Source organism: Dethiosulfovibrio peptidovorans DSM 11002 (assembly GCF_000172975.1).
Taxonomy (GTDB): Bacteria; Synergistota; Synergistia; order Synergistales; family Dethiosulfovibrionaceae; genus Dethiosulfovibrio; species Dethiosulfovibrio peptidovorans.
Genome location: NZ_ABTR02000001.1, coordinates 2,121,490 through 2,136,208 on the forward strand (window position 1 = coordinate 2,121,490; position 14,719 = coordinate 2,136,208).

Sequence of the window (14,719 nt, forward strand, 5' to 3'; positions counted from 1 at the left end):
TTCTTCATGGCCCGGGAGACCAAGATGTATTTCGTCGTAGGACTGGGGCGTTTCGGCCTCTCTCTTTGCGAGAGGTTGGTAGCTCTGGAACAGAGGGTAGTTGCGGTCGACATGGATCCCGACAAAGTGGCGGAGGTCGCCGATACGGTGGACTACGCTGCCGAGCTAGATGCCTCAGACGAGGAGGCTCTTATAAAGGTCGGGGCCAAGGAAGCCGATGTGGCCGTTGTCGCCATAGGGGAGAACGTGGAGGCCAGCATCCTCACCACAGCGATCCTCAAGGGTTTGGGAATAGATAGGCTCGTATCCAGAGCCCAGACCGCCCTTCACGCCAGAGTCCTGGCCAGGGTCGGGGCGGACAGGGTCATCTTTCCCGAAAAGGACATGGGAGTCCGTCTGGCGGAGCAGTTCGTCAACCCCTGGCTGTCGAACTTCTCTCAGATACCGGGCAACGGCTATATAGTGGGAGAGCTTAGGCCCCTTCCTGACATGGTGGGAAAGAGCCTTATAGAGCTAAACTTTAGAAGTTCCTACGGCGCATCCATATTGTTGTTGGAGCGGGATGACGCCAAGATGATGCCTGGTCCGGATTCGGTTATAAGAGAGGGAGATAAACTGATGCTGGTCGGCGACAGGGAACGCCTGGCCGATTGGGTGGATAAACTGGAAAAAATAAATTCGGAAAGGGAGGTCTAGACGATGGATTTGAAACTGGATATAGAAGGGGTGAGAAGTTCCTTCCTTTCTGAGCTAGAGGATGCGAAGTCTCTGGACGATCTAAAAGACCTCCGGGTTCGCTATCTGGGCAAGAAGGGCAAGGTGACTGCTCTTTTGAAGTCTCTGAGGACGATGTCGCCGGAGGAACGTCCGGAGGCGGGTAAGGTCATAAACGAGCTAAAACAGGTCCTCGACTCGGATCTGACAGAGAGGTCCAAAAGGGCGGAAGACGAGGCTTTGAGGCAAAAGGAGCTCGATGAGTTCGTGGACGTTACCCAGCCCGCCAGAGGTCGCCTTTCCGGGGGAGTCCATCCGGTTATGCAGGTGATGTACGATGTCTCCGAGATACTCACCGGGCTTGGCTTTTCCGTGGCCCTTGGGCCGGAGGTGGAGGACGACTTTCATAATTTCGAGGCCCTCAATATCCCCCCTCATCATCCCGCCAGGGATATGCAGGACACCTTTTATTTCGACGATGGCAGACTTCTCAGGACCCATACCTCTCCGGTGCAGGTGAGGTCCATGTTGGCCTACGGGGCGCCTTTGAGGGTAGCCTGTCCCGGGAAGGTCTACAGGAGGGACAGCGATCCCACCCATTCACCTATGTTCCATCAGATAGAGGGGCTTCTGGTGGAGGAGGACGTCTCCATAGGAGATCTCAAGGGCTGTCTGGAGGCCATGGTTTCGGCGATCTTCTCCAGGCCTCTCAAGGCTCGATACAGAGCGAGCTATTTCCCATTCACCGAGCCGTCCATGGAGGTCGACATAGAGTGTATCGCCTGTTCCGGCAAGGATCCCTACTGCCGGATATGCAAGGGGACCGGCTGGCTGGAGATAGGCGGTATGGGAATGGTCCATCCCGAGGTACTTCGGGCCGGAGGAGTCGATCCCGAGAGGTTCAACGGTTTCGCCTGGGGTATGGGGCTGGATCGAATAGCTATGTTGAAATACGATCTCAGGGACCTTCGCCCTCTCTTCGAGGGAGATCTGTCCTATCTGCTCTCCGGGAGGGATGAATGATGTTGGTTTCCTGGAATTGGCTCAACGAGCTGGTGAATTTGCCTGTCTCGATGGAGACTGTGGCCGAGAGGCTTACCGTTACCGGAAACGAAATAGAGGCTATACATCGCCCGTGCGAGAGGTTGGCCGGGATAGTGGTGGCCCAAGTCTCCTCGATCGTTCCACATCCTCGCAGCGGGAACCTCCTGCTGGTGGATCTCGATAGAGGGAATGGTTCGATCTCCTGCGTTACCGCCGCTAAAAATCTGTCCGTAGGCGACAAGGTTCCCTATGCTCCCAGTGGCGCCACCATAGCCGACGGAACCGTGTTGAGCGACAGGGAGTTCGACGGTGTGGTCAGCTCGGGAATGATGCTTTCCGCCGAGGAGCTGGGACTTCCCGACGTGGCGGACGAGTTCGGTATACTGAGACTGCCGGAACATCTGGGCGCAGGAGACGACGCAGTCAAGGCTCTGAGGTTGGACGATTTTATCTTAGAACTTTCCATAACCCCCAACAGAGGGGATATGTTGAGCATGAGAGGGATCGCCAGAGAGGTGATAGCCCTCTTCCCCGAGGCCTCCATGAGAAAAGGGGACGAGCCCGTCTCCCTGGGAGATCCCGACTGGGACTTCGATTTCAAAGGCATAACTCTGGAGGACGACGGATGTCCGGTCTATCTCATGGGTATGGCGGATAGGCTGAAGATAGCTCCGTCACCCATTGAGGCCAGGATTCGGCTGGCTCTTTGCGGAATGAGGCCGGTCAACAACGTGGTAGACGTTACCAACCTGACCATGCTCGCCTTGGGGCAGCCCCTTCATGCCTTCGATGCCGACAGGTTGCCCGATCGGTCCATCTCGGTCCGTTCGGCCCTCCAGGGAGAGCGGTTCGTGACGCTGGACCACAAGGAAAGGGTCCTCGACTCGTCGGATCTCGTCATATGCAGTGGAGATAGCTCGGTGGCCCTGGCAGGGGTCATGGGAGGGTTGAACTCGGAGATAGAGGACGGCACGACGCGGTTGCTCCTGGAAGGCGCCATATTCGATCCTGCCAGGATAGGCTCGACCTCCCGTCGTCTGGGACTTCCCAGTGAGGCCTCCTATCGCTACGCCAGAGGGGTGGATCCGGAGCTTCCGGAGAGAGCCATAGACTACGCTTTCTCCTTGCTGAAAGACTGGGGATGTGCGGAGGTCGCCTCCGGTGTGGCCAGAGCCTTCAGAGGCGATACGAACCGTCCGGTGGTGTCCCTGACGAAAAGAAAACTGGCCCGAATCACCCAATGGGACGATATGGAAGAGGCGTCCTCCATCCTATCGAGGCTGGGGCTTGTCGAGGTCGAGGTCAGTGAGAACGGCTGCGTGCGAAGTTTCAAAGTCCCTTCCTATCGTCCGGATATATCCATAGAGGAGGATCTCGTGGAGGAGGTCGCCAGGATAAGGGGATACGACGTGATACCTTCCCGAATTCCCGGATGCTCCTACGGTACGGGAAAACTGGGAGCCGTGACCGCGACGTCGAGAGAGCTGAGGTCGCTCGCCATCGCCAGAGGGTACGTAGAGGTCGTCTCTTATAGCTTCCATTCGCCTAAATACGGAGAGACACTGCGCCTCGAGGACGATCCCAGAGGTCGTTTCCTCTCCCTCAGCAATCCGATAAGCGGAGAGCTGTCCGTAATGAGATCGACCATGTTGCCCGGACTTCTGGAGTCCCTGAGGCGGACCTTGAGGTCGGGCTGGCGAGGTCCCGTCAGGCTTTTCGAATCCGGCAGGGTCTTCAGGCTGGACGAAAGGGACGAATTGATCGAGTTCGACAGGATCTCCGGTCTGGTCTATCCCGGTAAGGATACACGCAGCCCTTACGGTGAATCCGTCGTAGACGATCTGCTGTCGGTGAAGGCGGACGTCCAGTCCTTCGGGTTGTCCAGAAAGGTCCGTTTTTCCTTCGTTCAGGGAGAGGAGCCTTTCGGACATCTTGGGCAAACGGCCCATATCGTGTATGATGGTGCGGTGATAGGCTTTATGGTCAGGCTGAAGCCGGCCGTAGAGAGCGAGTTGGACCTGGACGGCCCGGTTTTCTGTTTCGAGTTCGACTTGGCTCCTTTGCTTGAGGATCCGGTTTTGAGGTTCGGACAGGGCTCCTCTTATCCTCCGGTTTTCAGGGATATTTCCTTGCTGGCAGATTCCTCCGTATCGGTCGAATCCGTGATTGGTGACGTAGAAAACCTCGCCGACGACCTTCTAGATAAGGTCAGGCTGTTCGATATATACGAAGGGAAGGGAATTCCCGAGGGCAAGAGGAGTCTGGCGTTTTCCATGGCCTACAGGAGCTCGGACAGAACCCTTAAGGACAAAGAGGTCGATTCCGTACACGAAGAACTGAGGTCCAGGCTGGAAGAAAAAGGCTATTCTCTCCGCTGAGCTGCGGAGCCATAAACGGGTATTCCCGAAATTTAAATAATACTGGAGGGGTCATTATGAACCTGGAAAATATGGATCAACTTATCGATGGACTCGCTGAGAGACTTAAGGTCCTTAAAGAATCCAGAGACCGCTTCAAGGACGAGCTGGAAGGAGCCAAGACCCAGCTGAAGGACAAAGAGATGGAACATATAAGGCAGGAAAAGGAGAGCCAGAGACGGATAGAGCAGCTGGAAAGGGAGAAGATGAATCTTCAGAAGGAGAAGGCCCAGATGGAGAGTCGTCTGACCGCCGTCTACGGCAAGCTTAAAAATCTGTTGCCCCAGGAGGGGCCGGATAACAGAGGATAAGAGGGGAGTCGCTTGATTGTCCGATAAAAGCCGCCAAGAGACCGTCGTGATAGGCAGGAACCGCTACAGCGTGGAGACCGCCGTAGACGAAGCTACTTGGTCACGAGCCATGGCCTTCACGGAGGAGGTCATGGGCAAGATCGATTCCAAGATGCCCTCGGATCGACGGCTTCTGATGGCGTGGCTGAACCTGGTCCTCTGGGTCGACGGTCAAAGCAGAAGGCTGGAGGATCTACTGGCAGAAGTAGATCCGGCGGAGGATTCTCCATGAATATAGGACTGGCAATAGACCTGATATTTCTGTTTGTCACGGTCATTTTCGCTGTCAAGGGAATGTTGCGAGGTCTTATGGGAGAGGTCATCTCCCTGGTCGCCACGGTGGGAGGTCTGGTCTTGGCTTTTCGCCTGGCCGACCAGGGCGCCGCTTTTCTGACGGAGGCTTTCGACGGTCTATCCCTTCCCGCCGGCAAGGTGATATCCATGGTGGTAGTCTTCGTCGTGGTCGTCCTTCTGGGTGCTCTGTTGACCAGGGTATGCAGGGCTTTCCTGACCATTACATCCCTCACCTTTCTGGATCGAATGCTGGGACTGGCCGCCGGGTGCGTTAAGTCGGTAGCCCTTCTATTGGTCCTCTTCGTACTGATCTCCATGGTGAAACCTCTGGTTCCCCAGGAAGTTTTAAAACAGAGTCGTTCGATGATTTTGGCCGCAATAATATGGCCTCACGTCGCGCCCTATGCGGCTAAGAGCGGGCTTTTGCCCGATGAAGGGAGTTCCTATCCCGTCGATACGGGGGATATCTGAGTTATGTATGTGTCGAAAGCGGCCTATAAAAGCCTTGAAATAGAGAAGATAATGCTCCAGTTCGCCTCTCGGGCTCGAAGCGAACTGGGCGTTTTTATGTTGTCCCGGCAGGAACCCTTTTCCGATATGGACCAGGTTCTCAAGAGACAGTCCCTGATAGAGGGGTATCGAAGGTATCTCTCAATACATGGCAATTTGCCCTGGTCCTCCGACGTGGCTTCCGTCGACGGCCTGATCGAAGGAGCCTCCGAGACCGGAATGATGTCGGGAGAGGAGCTTCTGCGTGTGCGTGTCCTCCTTCATCTGGCTGGGCGTATTCGCGATTCTGTCGTAGAGGTCAGGGATGATTTCCCCTCCCTGTGGACTTTGGCCAGAAGGGTCCGGGATTTTTCCGAGGATCTCGAAAGGCTATCCGTGTTGGACGAGAAGGGAGAGCTCTACGACGGAGCATCTCCAAGGTTGAGGGATCTGAGAGAGAGGATAGACGAACTACGGAGAAGAATAAGGAGAGACTGTAACGGCATAATCAACGGTAGCTCCTCTCATATGCTGCAGGAGAGGGTCCTCTCCATGAGAAACGGTAGATCGGTCCTTCTGGTCAGACAGGAGTTCGTGGGAAGGTTCCCGGGGATATTGGTAGATCGTTCTTCATCGGGAAATTCCGCTTACATGGAGCCCAACTGCGTGGTCTCCCTGAACAATCGCATGGTGGAGCTCCGTCAGGACGAGAGAGACGAGGAAAGACGAATTTTCCGGGCCCTTACCGCCGGTATAATGTCCAGAAAAGGGGCCGTCCTAGAGGCCCAGGACGTCTTAGGGACTATGGATATGATATACGCCGTATCCGATCTGATGGACAGAGAGAGATGGGCCTTCCCTGAGATGGCGGGGGGAACCCGTTTCAGGTTGTTTCAGGTACGCCATCCTATGCTCGGTTCGTCGGCCGTTCCCATTGACGTCCATTGCGGTGGGGCCTTCAGGGTCCTGGTCATCACCGGTCCTAATACGGGAGGAAAGACCGTGGTCCTCAAGACCGTGGGGGTGTCGGTTTTTCTGGCCTGGTGCGGCCTGCCTATCCCGGCGGTGGAGGGCTCCCAGGTCGGAGAGGTGTCGTCTCTTTTCTCCGATATCGGCGACGAACAGAGCATAGAACAGAGTCTATCGACCTTCAGTGCCCACCTCAAGAACATCGTGAATATATTGGAGGATTCGGACGATCGATCCCTTATCCTTCTGGACGAGCTGGGTGCGGGTACCGATCCCCAGGAGGGAGCTGCCCTCGGAGTTGCGTTGCTTAAGACCTTCAAGAGAAGAGGTTCTTTGGTTCTGGCGACTACCCATCACAACCCCATAAAAAAGTTCGCCACCACCACCGATGGAGTAGAGACAGCCAGCGTGGATTTCGATCTGTCCACCCTCACGCCGACCTACCGGCTGATAATGGGCATTCCGGGACAGAGCAACGCCCTGGCTATAGCTGAGAGGCTAGGCATGCACCGGGAGGTTCTAGGGGATGCCGAAAAAGTTCTTAAAAGCGGAGAGGCCTCCATAGAGACCATGATAGGCGAGCTCCAGAAGAAGACCCTTCATCTCGACTCTCAGGCCGCCTCTTTGGCCAAGGAAAGGCTGGAGATTGAGGAGCTTAAAAAGGCTATCGAAAAAGAACGCCGCGATCTTGAGAGGATAAAAAGACGGACCATCATGAAGGCCGACAGAGAGGCGGAGAGGGTCCTGGAGGAGGCGGAGAGGCAGGCCAGAGAGATGCTCCGCGGCCTCGACGAGGCCGCTAAATCGGCAGCCGACAGAGAGTTGAATAAGCACAAAAAAGGGGTCAAAAAATCGAAGGAACGATCCCAGGTCCGTCAGGCTGTATTCGAGGCCAAGGAGATAAAGGAACGGGGGGCCAAGGAGATAGAGGTGGGAGACGTGGTTCAGGTCTCCGGATCAGGTTCGGCCGGAGAGGTGCTCTCCATAAAGGGGAAGAGAGCGGTCGTCCTGGTGGGGGGGCTGAAGATAGAGACGGATATCAAAAAACTTACGGTGAGCGATAAGAAGATACGTCCTGAGGTTTCCGGTCCTTCTATCTCAGTATCTCGTCCCGTCGGGGTACCTAGCTCCATAATGGTACGGGGAATGACGGTGGACGAGGCCATGCCTATAGTGGCGGATTACCTGGACAGGGCTGTCCTGGCTGGCTACGGAGAGGTTACCGTGATTCACGGACGGGGCGAGGGGATTCTGCGTAGAAAGGTCCACGAGCTATGCTGCCGTCTGCCCTATGTGGCGAATTTTCGACTGGGAGAGAACGGAGAAGGCGGCTATGGGGTAACAGTGGTCAGTTTCAGGGACTAGCTCCAGGTTTATTTCCGTAGGGGACACTTGACCTAAGAGGCTTTTCGATGTATCGTATCCAAGTTGCTTAGCTTTGAACGATGCGCCTGTAGCTCAGCTGGATAGAGTGCTGGCCTCCGGAGCCAGAGGTCGTGGGTTCGAATCCCGCCGGGCGCGCCATATGAGATATCGAGCCTCCAAGAGGCCTTCCAACCCGCCTGTAGGCGGGTTTTTTTATAGCCTATCTACGGTCGTACCATCGGTAGATATTAGACCGAGACGGGGAAAAAGATGTATAATCGACGGGCAAAATACGATTTCCAAGGGAGGTCGCGATGAAAAACGTAAACATCATAGTGGCGTGCGTTTTCATACTGACTTTGGTAGCGGTAGGTATGGTGCTCAAGGCCGCTCAGAGCGTCATACTTCCCTTCGTTATAGCCTGGCTTCTTTCATATGTGTTCGGACCTATAGTTCGCTTCATGGCCCGGAAGAAGATTCCAATCTTCTTCACCATCGTGGCGGTTTTAGCCCTGTTTTTGGGGGTATGTGCCCTAGGGGCCATTTTCATGAATACCCGGGTGGTGGCTTTCGCGTCGGCTTATCCCAAGTATTACGATCAGCTCATAGCTCTCACGAAGAGCTTCGCCAGCAGCGATCTGCTGCCTCCGGATTTCTGGGATAACATAAACTGGGGTGAGAGGATAGGCAAATATCTCCTTTCCCTTTCCGGCTCTCTGGTGACCTTTATGTCGAACTTGGTGTTGGTCATAGTCTTTCTGGTCTTTATGCTTTTGGGCAGCCCATACGTGGAGTACAAGATCAAAAAGGCCTTCTCCGTCGACTCGGGGTCCAGAATTCTTTCGGTTCTGAAGGCCATCTCCACCCAGATAGGGAGCTATTTGACCTTACAGACCTTGATAAGCGTCTCCACCGGGGTCTGCGTCTGGTTGGCTCTGTCCTACCTTAGGGTCGATTTCGCCATGACCTGGGGGGTTTTGGCTTTCGCTCTCAATTTCATCCCGACCATCGGTTCTATAATAGCCTCGGTTCCTCCAATTCTGCTCGCTCTGGTACAGTATTACCCGAATACTTTCCCCGCCATAGGCGCGGCGGTGTCCCTTCTGTTAATCCAGATGCTTATCGGAAACGTGATAACCCCTAAGGTCATGGGGGACAGTCTGGACGTCAGTCCGGTGGTAATACTCATATCCCTGTTCTTCTGGGGCTGGCTTTGGGGTGTCATAGGCGCGTTATTGTCGGTCCCAATAGTGGCGATCATCAAGATAATATGCGAGAACGTCGATTCCCTGAACACGGTGGGAGTTATGATGGGAACGGGTAAACAGTATAAAAAGGAGTTCGAATGATCCAGAGAGGAGGTCGTTCCGGAGTGTCGGTTCGAGTGCTGAGGTTGGATAACAAAAAAGGGAAGAAAGCCAGCGTTCTGATAGATGGGGATCACTTTCTTCACCCCGAGGGAGGCGGACAGCCCGGCGATTCGGGTGTTTTCTCCTCCGACAACTGCGATGGATTCATCTTAAATACCAGAAAGGACGAAGACGGTCTCTGTGTCCTGGATCTAAAGCTTAAGAGCGGGGAGCTTCGGGAGGGGGATCTCCTGAAGATAGAGAGAGACGACGTCAGACATTCCGTCCTATCGAGGATGCACTCGGGGGAGCACGTTCTTTCCCGGATCATGGAGGATATGCGGCCGGGGCTGTCGGTTTACAAGGTCGCTGTAGGCGAGGAACGGACCGGGATCTACATGAGATACGACGGCGATCTGGACTGGGATTTTCTCTTCGAAGCGGAGGATCGGGCCAGAGGGGTCGTAAGGTCGTCCTTGCCGGTGGAGACCTTAGTTCTCCCGATAGAGGAAGCAAAGAGACTGGACGGTCTCAAGGCCCGGTGGGACAGGGTTTCCGACGACTCCATAAGGGTAGTCCGAATACCGGATTTCGACCTGATCGCCTGTTCGGGAAGCCACGTGGAGAACACTTCCGAGATAGGAACCCTGTTCGTCGAGTCCTTCAAGGGCAGTTCTCCCGAGTGGGAGGTCGTGTTTTCCTTGGATTCCGATAGGGATGTCCTGTATTCCAGGGAAATGAGAAGGTTGATCTCTAGGGCGAACTGTCGATACGACGAGGTAGGAAAGATAATGGACCGTCTTGGCGAGGAGAATGGCAGCCTGAGAAAACAGCTCGCCAAGGTTCAACAGTACGTGACCCTTCCGTGGGAGACCAGAGAACTAGATGGACTGACTTTCGATGTGCTTCACTCGATAGGGTTGCCCAAGGAGCTGGTTACCTCTTCCTGTAGAAAGAGGGCGGAAGGCCGTCCCGACTCTATAGTGTTGGCCCTCATCGACGACGGGGTCGGTCGGGCCATCCCCTTTATGCTGTGCGTGGGGGAGGATTACTCCTTCGATTCTAAGGGTTTGCTCGGTTCGGATGAGCTCAAGGTCCGTGGAGGCGGAAGAGGAGGAGTCCTCTCGGGGCAGGCGGAATGTCGGTCTCTGGACGTATGGTTGAAGGTCTGTAGAGGATTTATTTCTTGAGAGGTCGGTGTTTTTTTAGATGAAGTGGACGAAAATGTTCGCCGGAGAGGAAAGGGAACAGGATGCCGCCTATAACGGGGGGGAGATGGAGAGAGATAGCCTTTCAGACGATGACGACGGAGTGGAGATAGTAGCCAGGATCCGTTTTAGCGCCGACGGTCAGATAGGCAGAGCCGCCTTGCTATTGGCCTCTACCTTGACGAAGGAAGACGAGGATTCGGTCAAGAGACAGCTTCTCGATCTGGGATGGCATTCCGTAGCAACCGAGGTGGGAGGCGTTTACGGAGACCTTCCCCAGAAGATAACCAGGGCTTTGGTAGGGGCGGCTCTAAACAGCGGTGTTATACAGAAGGACCAGAGGGAGATGCACGCCCTTATGCACGCAGCTTTCGAGTCTTTGGATGCATTCATCCCGTCCGGCCTCCTGGAGGCCAGCATAGGTGCCAAGATAGCCATCGTCAGGAACGATAAGTGGATATCCGTCGCCGTAATGGGGGACACCGCTTATCATGCCGTGGCCCATCACGAGAGGTTCGGCCTGGGAGTCATGCATATCTGAATCGATTCTCTCCTTGATAAAAATCGGCAGCTGTGATAGATTCTCGTTTTGAGATATTTTCGGTTCTTAGGAATATCGAACGTTTCATTTAGAGGAGGAGCTTCAATATGAAAAAGGACATTCACCCCAACTACGGGCCCTGTAAGGTCTCCTGCGCCTGTGGGAACACCTTCGAGACCCAGGCGACCGTCGACGAGATCAAGGTAGGCGTCTGCTCGGTCTGCCATCCTTTCTACACCGGCAAGAAGGGAAGAATTCTCTCCGAAGCTGGAAGGCTGGAGAAGTTCAACAAGAAATACGCTGGAATCAACTACGGCCAGAAAGAGGCCACCGAGTAAAAGAGGGGCTTTGCCCCTCTTTTTTTTCTAGAGTATCTCAGAAGAGAAAGGGGCACATCATGAGAGTCGATCTGATCTATACTACCCCGGACTACCTCATGGCCGTATGGCTCGCAGGCCATACATGTCACAGTCCCAAGGCCCCTCAGGAGCTATACGCCGAGCCGGTCAGCAGGGAAAAGATGCTGAAGCTTGCCGACTTTCTCATCAAGGCGAAGCACCTGAGCGTCATGGAGCATTGTTCCATGACCTTCGCCGTTTCCGGGGTTTCCAGGACCTTGTTGGCCCAGTACAGTCGTCACAGGATAGGGGTTAGCCTCAGCGTTCAGAGTCAGCGATATGTCTCGGAGAGGTCCGATTCTGGAGCTGTCTTCGATCACGTGGTTCCCCCTACCGTATCTGCCTCTCCGGAGGCCATGGAGATATTTTCCAAGGCAATGGAAAGCTGTCAGGACTATTACGATAGACTGTTGGACGTTGGAATCCCCAGGGAGGACGCTAGGTTCGTACTTCCCGGCGCGATAACTACTAACTTCGTCACCACGTTGAACCTGCGGTCGTTTCTCGATGTATACAGCAAGAGGGTCAGCGTCAAGGGGGCGCAGTGGGAGATCCGGGAGCTTTTGGTCGAGATGGGAAGGTTGTTGCTCGAAAAAGAATCCTGGCTTAAGCCTTATCTGGGCTCCGATCTGGAGGAGAAACGATGATATTAGGTCCAATCAAGTTCATGGCTCTTTTGGCCGGAGCCTCCGATAGGGTATCGGAAAACGCCTGTCCTGAGACCCTGCCGGTCGGAGGCCAAGCGGTCATAGAGGGGGTCATAATGAAGGGTCCCAGCCATTGGGGGATGGCGGTGCGTCGCCCCGATGGCGAAATATGGAAAGACCGCTGGCCTTGCGCCGGGTGGGATAAAAAAGGTATATGGAAAAACCCTGTTTTCAGGGGAATGGCCACCATGGCAGAGATGCTCAGAGAAGGCTTCAGGGCTCTGTCCCGATCCGCCCAGATAGCTCTAGGGGAGGAAGAGGAACTTACCTCCTTCGATATAGCGATGTCCGTCCTGGTGGCGGTAGTGGCGGTCGTAGGGCTTTTCGTCGCCCTGCCCCTTTGGATCGGCGATCTTTTCGGTGGCTGGTTCGGCCTGGGACATCTGGGTAAAAACGTGGTGGAGGGCGTCGCCAGAGGGCTCGTCTTCGTCACCTACGTCGGCTGTATCGGCCTGTGGAAGGATATTCGAGAGGTTCTGATGTACCACGGAGCGGAGCACAAGACCATAAACGCCTTCGAGGCCGGTTCCCCTATGACGGTAAAAAGGATAGGAAGGTACTCCAGGATCCATCCCAGATGTGGGACGTCCTTTCTTATGGTTGTGGTGGTCATGAGCATTCTCGTCTTCTCCCTGGTCGGAGGGGGAGGCATTCTGTGGAGGGTGGGATCCAGGGTGGTGCTGTTGCCTCTGGTGATAGGTCTTTCCTACGAGATAATACGTTCCTCCGCGAAATGGGGTTCCTTGGGAAAGAGCATAATGGCTCCGGCCTTGAGCCTGCAGTACCTCACGACCAGGATACCGACCTACAGGCAGTTGGAGGTTGCCCTGTCCGCCTTGGAATCCGCTCTTGACGTCTCTTTCTTGCCCGATAGACCTGGGAGGGATCTGTACCGTGAAACTAGACGATAAACTTCAGGAAATAGCGGCCACCCACGAGGAAATAGAACACAAGATGGCCGACCCCTCTGTTACCTCCAATCCGAAGGAGCTTCAATCTCTGGGAAAGAAACATGCCGAGCTGTCGGAGATCGTGGAGGCATACGAAGAATACAAGAGGATAAGGTCCGAGCTGGAGGAGGCTAAGGCTCTTCTGGACTCGGATGACCCCGAGATGGCCCAGTTGGCCAAGGAGGAGGTCCACAGTCTGGAGCCTCTTCTGGAGGAGCAGGAGAAAAAGGTTACTTTGTTGCTTCTTCCCAAGGACCCGAACGATGATAAAAGCGTGATGGTAGAGATAAGAGCCGGTACCGGCGGAGACGAGGCCGCGCTTTTCGCCTCCGACCTTTTCCGTATGTACAGTCGTTTCGCCGAGCAGCGTCGGTGGTCGGTAGAGATACTTGATGCCAACGAAACGGAGATAGGCGGCTACAAGGAGATCGTCTTCAAGGTCGACGGCCAGGGGGCCTACAGCGATCTAAAGTACGAGAGCGGGGTGCACAGGGTCCAGAGGGTTCCTGCCACCGAGTCGGGGGGGAGGATACACACGTCCGCAGCCACTGTGGCGGTCTTGCCCGAGGCGGAGGAGTTCGACGTTGAGGTTCGTCAGGAAGACCTCAAGATAGATACCTACCGTTCCAGCGGCGCCGGAGGACAGCACGTCAACATGACCGATTCTGCTGTCAGGATCACCCATCTGCCGACCGGTATAGTCGTTACCTGCCAGGACGAGAGATCTCAGATAAAGAACAGGGCGAGGGCCATGGCTTTTCTGCGGACCAAGCTCTACGACATGGAACAGCGGAAGAGACAGGATGCCGAAGCCCAGGAGCGAAAGGGACAGATAGGTTCGGGGGACCGTTCCGAGAGGATAAGAACCTACAACTTTCCTCAAAACAGGATAACCGACCATCGGATAGGACTTACCCTTTACAAACTCGACGCCGCCATGGGAGGATCTATAACTGAGCTGGTGGAGGCTCTTCGGATGGCAGAACAGGCGGAGCGTATGAAGGATCTGGACGATAGGTGAGCCTCCCCCTGAAAGATCTGAGGCGACTGTTCATAGCGGATCTTTCCGAAACCGGGGTTGATAATCCCGATCTGGATGTTGATCTGATATTGTCCCATTTTATGGGTGTGAGTAGGTCGTGGATTCACTGTCATGGGGAATTCCCCTTTGAAGGTGCTACATTGGACTTAATGAAGGAGGCTGTCTTTCGTAGGAAGGGCAGAGAGCCTCTACACTATATTTTAGGCAGCTGTCCTTTCTGGGGGAAGACTCTGTCCGTGAGGTCCGGCACCCTGATTCCCCGGCCTGAGACGGAGTTTTTGGTCGAGGTCGCTTTAAATTATTTCGACGGCGGGACGTTCGTCGACTGGGGGACCGGCTCGGGATGTATCACCTGTGCGATTCTGTCCGATAGACCGGATGCCTCCTGTATCGCTGTAGATTCCGAGGCGTCGGCGATAGAGGTCGCCTACGGTAATCTCCGGAGGGAGGGCTTTTTAAACCGCTGTCTGCTTTGGCACGGTTCGACTCCCGAGTCCATCCCAGTGGCTTCCGGAACGGTGGACCTGATAGTCTCCAATCCACCCTATATTCCCTCCGAGGACGTTCCGTCGTTGATGCCGGAGGTCGCCCGTTACGAACCTCGTTCCGCCCTCGATGGAGGTAGGGACGGTCTGGATCCATACAGGATGCTCCTGCCATGGGCGAAGAGGACCTTACGGCCAGGAGGACTGCTTTGGGTCGAATTCGGAGGGGCAGATCAGGTTCGGCCTCTGGAAGAGATGGCGCCGTCGGGAATGTCGCTTCTCGAGGTCAGGAACGACCTTTCCGGCATACCTCGCCTTATGGGATGGCGTCGTGTATAATAATCAGCTGGTTATATCCTGCGATCGTGTCGCATGGAAGAGATATCAGAACTGAGGA

Annotated in this window: 15 protein-coding genes and 1 tRNA gene; all 16 read left to right on the top strand. The window is 55.0% G+C overall.

The window, feature by feature from the left end; genetic code table 11:
- Nucleotides 1–6: 6 nt before the first annotated feature.
- Nucleotides 7–696 (top strand): potassium channel family protein, encoded by a 690-nt coding sequence (locus DPEP_RS10225; protein WP_005661869.1) that lies wholly within the window; start codon nt 7–9, stop codon nt 694–696.
- Nucleotides 697–699: 3 nt separating this feature from the next.
- Complete coding sequence (gene pheS, locus DPEP_RS10230) at nt 700–1,737, top strand: phenylalanine--tRNA ligase subunit alpha (RefSeq protein ID WP_005661871.1); 1,038 nt, start codon at nt 700–702, stop codon at nt 1,735–1,737.
- Nucleotides 1,737–4,136, top strand: a complete 2,400-nt coding sequence (pheT, locus tag DPEP_RS10235; protein ID WP_040382605.1) for a phenylalanine--tRNA ligase subunit beta — start codon at nt 1,737–1,739, stop codon at nt 4,134–4,136. Before pheS ends, pheT begins: the two co-directional genes overlap by 1 nt.
- A gap of 56 nt (nt 4,137–4,192) precedes the next feature.
- Nucleotides 4,193–4,486: a coiled-coil domain-containing protein gene (locus DPEP_RS10240; RefSeq protein WP_005661874.1), complete on the top strand. Its 294-nt coding sequence runs from the start codon at nt 4,193–4,195 to the stop codon at nt 4,484–4,486.
- 16 nt (nt 4,487–4,502) lie between these two features.
- Complete coding sequence (locus tag DPEP_RS10245) at nt 4,503–4,757, top strand: hypothetical protein (protein ID WP_005661875.1); 255 nt, start codon at nt 4,503–4,505, stop codon at nt 4,755–4,757.
- Nucleotides 4,754–5,290, top strand: a complete 537-nt coding sequence (locus DPEP_RS10250) for a CvpA family protein (protein ID WP_005661876.1) — start codon at nt 4,754–4,756, stop codon at nt 5,288–5,290. Before DPEP_RS10245 ends, DPEP_RS10250 begins: the two co-directional genes overlap by 4 nt.
- 3 nt (nt 5,291–5,293) lie before the next feature.
- Entirely contained in the window at nt 5,294–7,642 is a 2,349-nt protein-coding gene (locus DPEP_RS10255; RefSeq protein ID WP_005661877.1) for an endonuclease MutS2, read from the top strand.
- Nucleotides 7,643–7,724: 82 nt separating this feature from the next.
- A tRNA-Arg gene (locus DPEP_RS10260) sits at nt 7,725–7,801 on the top strand.
- 155 nt (nt 7,802–7,956) lie between these two features.
- Nucleotides 7,957–8,991: an AI-2E family transporter gene (locus DPEP_RS10265; protein ID WP_005661878.1), complete on the top strand. Its 1,035-nt coding sequence runs from the start codon at nt 7,957–7,959 to the stop codon at nt 8,989–8,991.
- Nucleotides 8,988–10,181: an alanyl-tRNA editing protein gene (locus DPEP_RS10270; protein WP_005661879.1), complete on the top strand. Its 1,194-nt coding sequence runs from the start codon at nt 8,988–8,990 to the stop codon at nt 10,179–10,181. The genes DPEP_RS10265 and DPEP_RS10270 overlap by 4 nt, the downstream gene beginning before the upstream one ends.
- A gap of 19 nt (nt 10,182–10,200) precedes the next feature.
- Nucleotides 10,201–10,740, top strand: a complete 540-nt coding sequence (locus tag DPEP_RS10275; RefSeq protein ID WP_156775118.1) for a HutP family protein — start codon at nt 10,201–10,203, stop codon at nt 10,738–10,740.
- Nucleotides 10,741–10,847: 107 nt separating this feature from the next.
- Complete coding sequence (rpmE, locus tag DPEP_RS10280; RefSeq protein WP_005661881.1) at nt 10,848–11,078, top strand: 50S ribosomal protein L31; 231 nt, start codon at nt 10,848–10,850, stop codon at nt 11,076–11,078.
- 59 nt (nt 11,079–11,137) lie between these two features.
- Entirely contained in the window at nt 11,138–11,785 is a 648-nt protein-coding gene (gene thyX / locus DPEP_RS10285; protein WP_005661883.1) for an FAD-dependent thymidylate synthase, read from the top strand.
- Entirely contained in the window at nt 11,782–12,756 is a 975-nt protein-coding gene (locus DPEP_RS10290) for a DUF1385 domain-containing protein (RefSeq protein ID WP_005661885.1), read from the top strand. The genes thyX and DPEP_RS10290 overlap by 4 nt, the downstream gene beginning before the upstream one ends.
- Nucleotides 12,740–13,816 carry a peptide chain release factor 1 gene (prfA, locus tag DPEP_RS10295; RefSeq protein ID WP_005661887.1) on the top strand — a complete coding sequence of 359 codons (1,077 nt, stop codon included), beginning with the start codon at nt 12,740–12,742 and terminating at the stop codon, nt 13,814–13,816. The genes DPEP_RS10290 and prfA overlap by 17 nt, the downstream gene beginning before the upstream one ends.
- Nucleotides 13,813–14,661 (top strand): peptide chain release factor N(5)-glutamine methyltransferase, encoded by an 849-nt coding sequence (gene prmC, locus DPEP_RS10300; protein ID WP_005661888.1) that lies wholly within the window; start codon nt 13,813–13,815, stop codon nt 14,659–14,661. Before prfA ends, prmC begins: the two co-directional genes overlap by 4 nt.
- Nucleotides 14,662–14,719 lie beyond the last annotated feature (58 nt).

What these genes read in the sequence shown, in the direction of transcription:
- DPEP_RS10225 (WP_005661869.1), top strand. Translation starts at nt 7, where the DNA reads ATGGCCCGGGAGACCAAGATGTATTTCGTCGTAGGACTGGGGCGTTTC.
- thyX (WP_005661883.1), top strand. Translation starts at nt 11,138, where the DNA reads ATGAGAGTCGATCTGATCTATACTACCCCGGACTACCTCATGGCCGTA.
- DPEP_RS10275 (WP_156775118.1), top strand. Translation starts at nt 10,201, where the DNA reads ATGAAGTGGACGAAAATGTTCGCCGGAGAGGAAAGGGAACAGGATGCC.
- pheS (WP_005661871.1), top strand. Translation starts at nt 700, where the DNA reads ATGGATTTGAAACTGGATATAGAAGGGGTGAGAAGTTCCTTCCTTTCT.
- DPEP_RS10270 (WP_005661879.1), top strand. Translation starts at nt 8,988, where the DNA reads ATGATCCAGAGAGGAGGTCGTTCCGGAGTGTCGGTTCGAGTGCTGAGG.
- DPEP_RS10265 (WP_005661878.1), top strand. Translation starts at nt 7,957, where the DNA reads ATGAAAAACGTAAACATCATAGTGGCGTGCGTTTTCATACTGACTTTG.
- rpmE (WP_005661881.1), top strand. Translation starts at nt 10,848, where the DNA reads ATGAAAAAGGACATTCACCCCAACTACGGGCCCTGTAAGGTCTCCTGC.
- DPEP_RS10255 (WP_005661877.1), top strand. Translation starts at nt 5,294, where the DNA reads ATGTATGTGTCGAAAGCGGCCTATAAAAGCCTTGAAATAGAGAAGATA.
- DPEP_RS10240 (WP_005661874.1), top strand. Translation starts at nt 4,193, where the DNA reads ATGAACCTGGAAAATATGGATCAACTTATCGATGGACTCGCTGAGAGA.
- pheT (WP_040382605.1), top strand. Translation starts at nt 1,737, where the DNA reads ATGTTGGTTTCCTGGAATTGGCTCAACGAGCTGGTGAATTTGCCTGTC.
- DPEP_RS10290 (WP_005661885.1), top strand. Translation starts at nt 11,782, where the DNA reads ATGATATTAGGTCCAATCAAGTTCATGGCTCTTTTGGCCGGAGCCTCC.
- DPEP_RS10250 (WP_005661876.1), top strand. Translation starts at nt 4,754, where the DNA reads ATGAATATAGGACTGGCAATAGACCTGATATTTCTGTTTGTCACGGTC.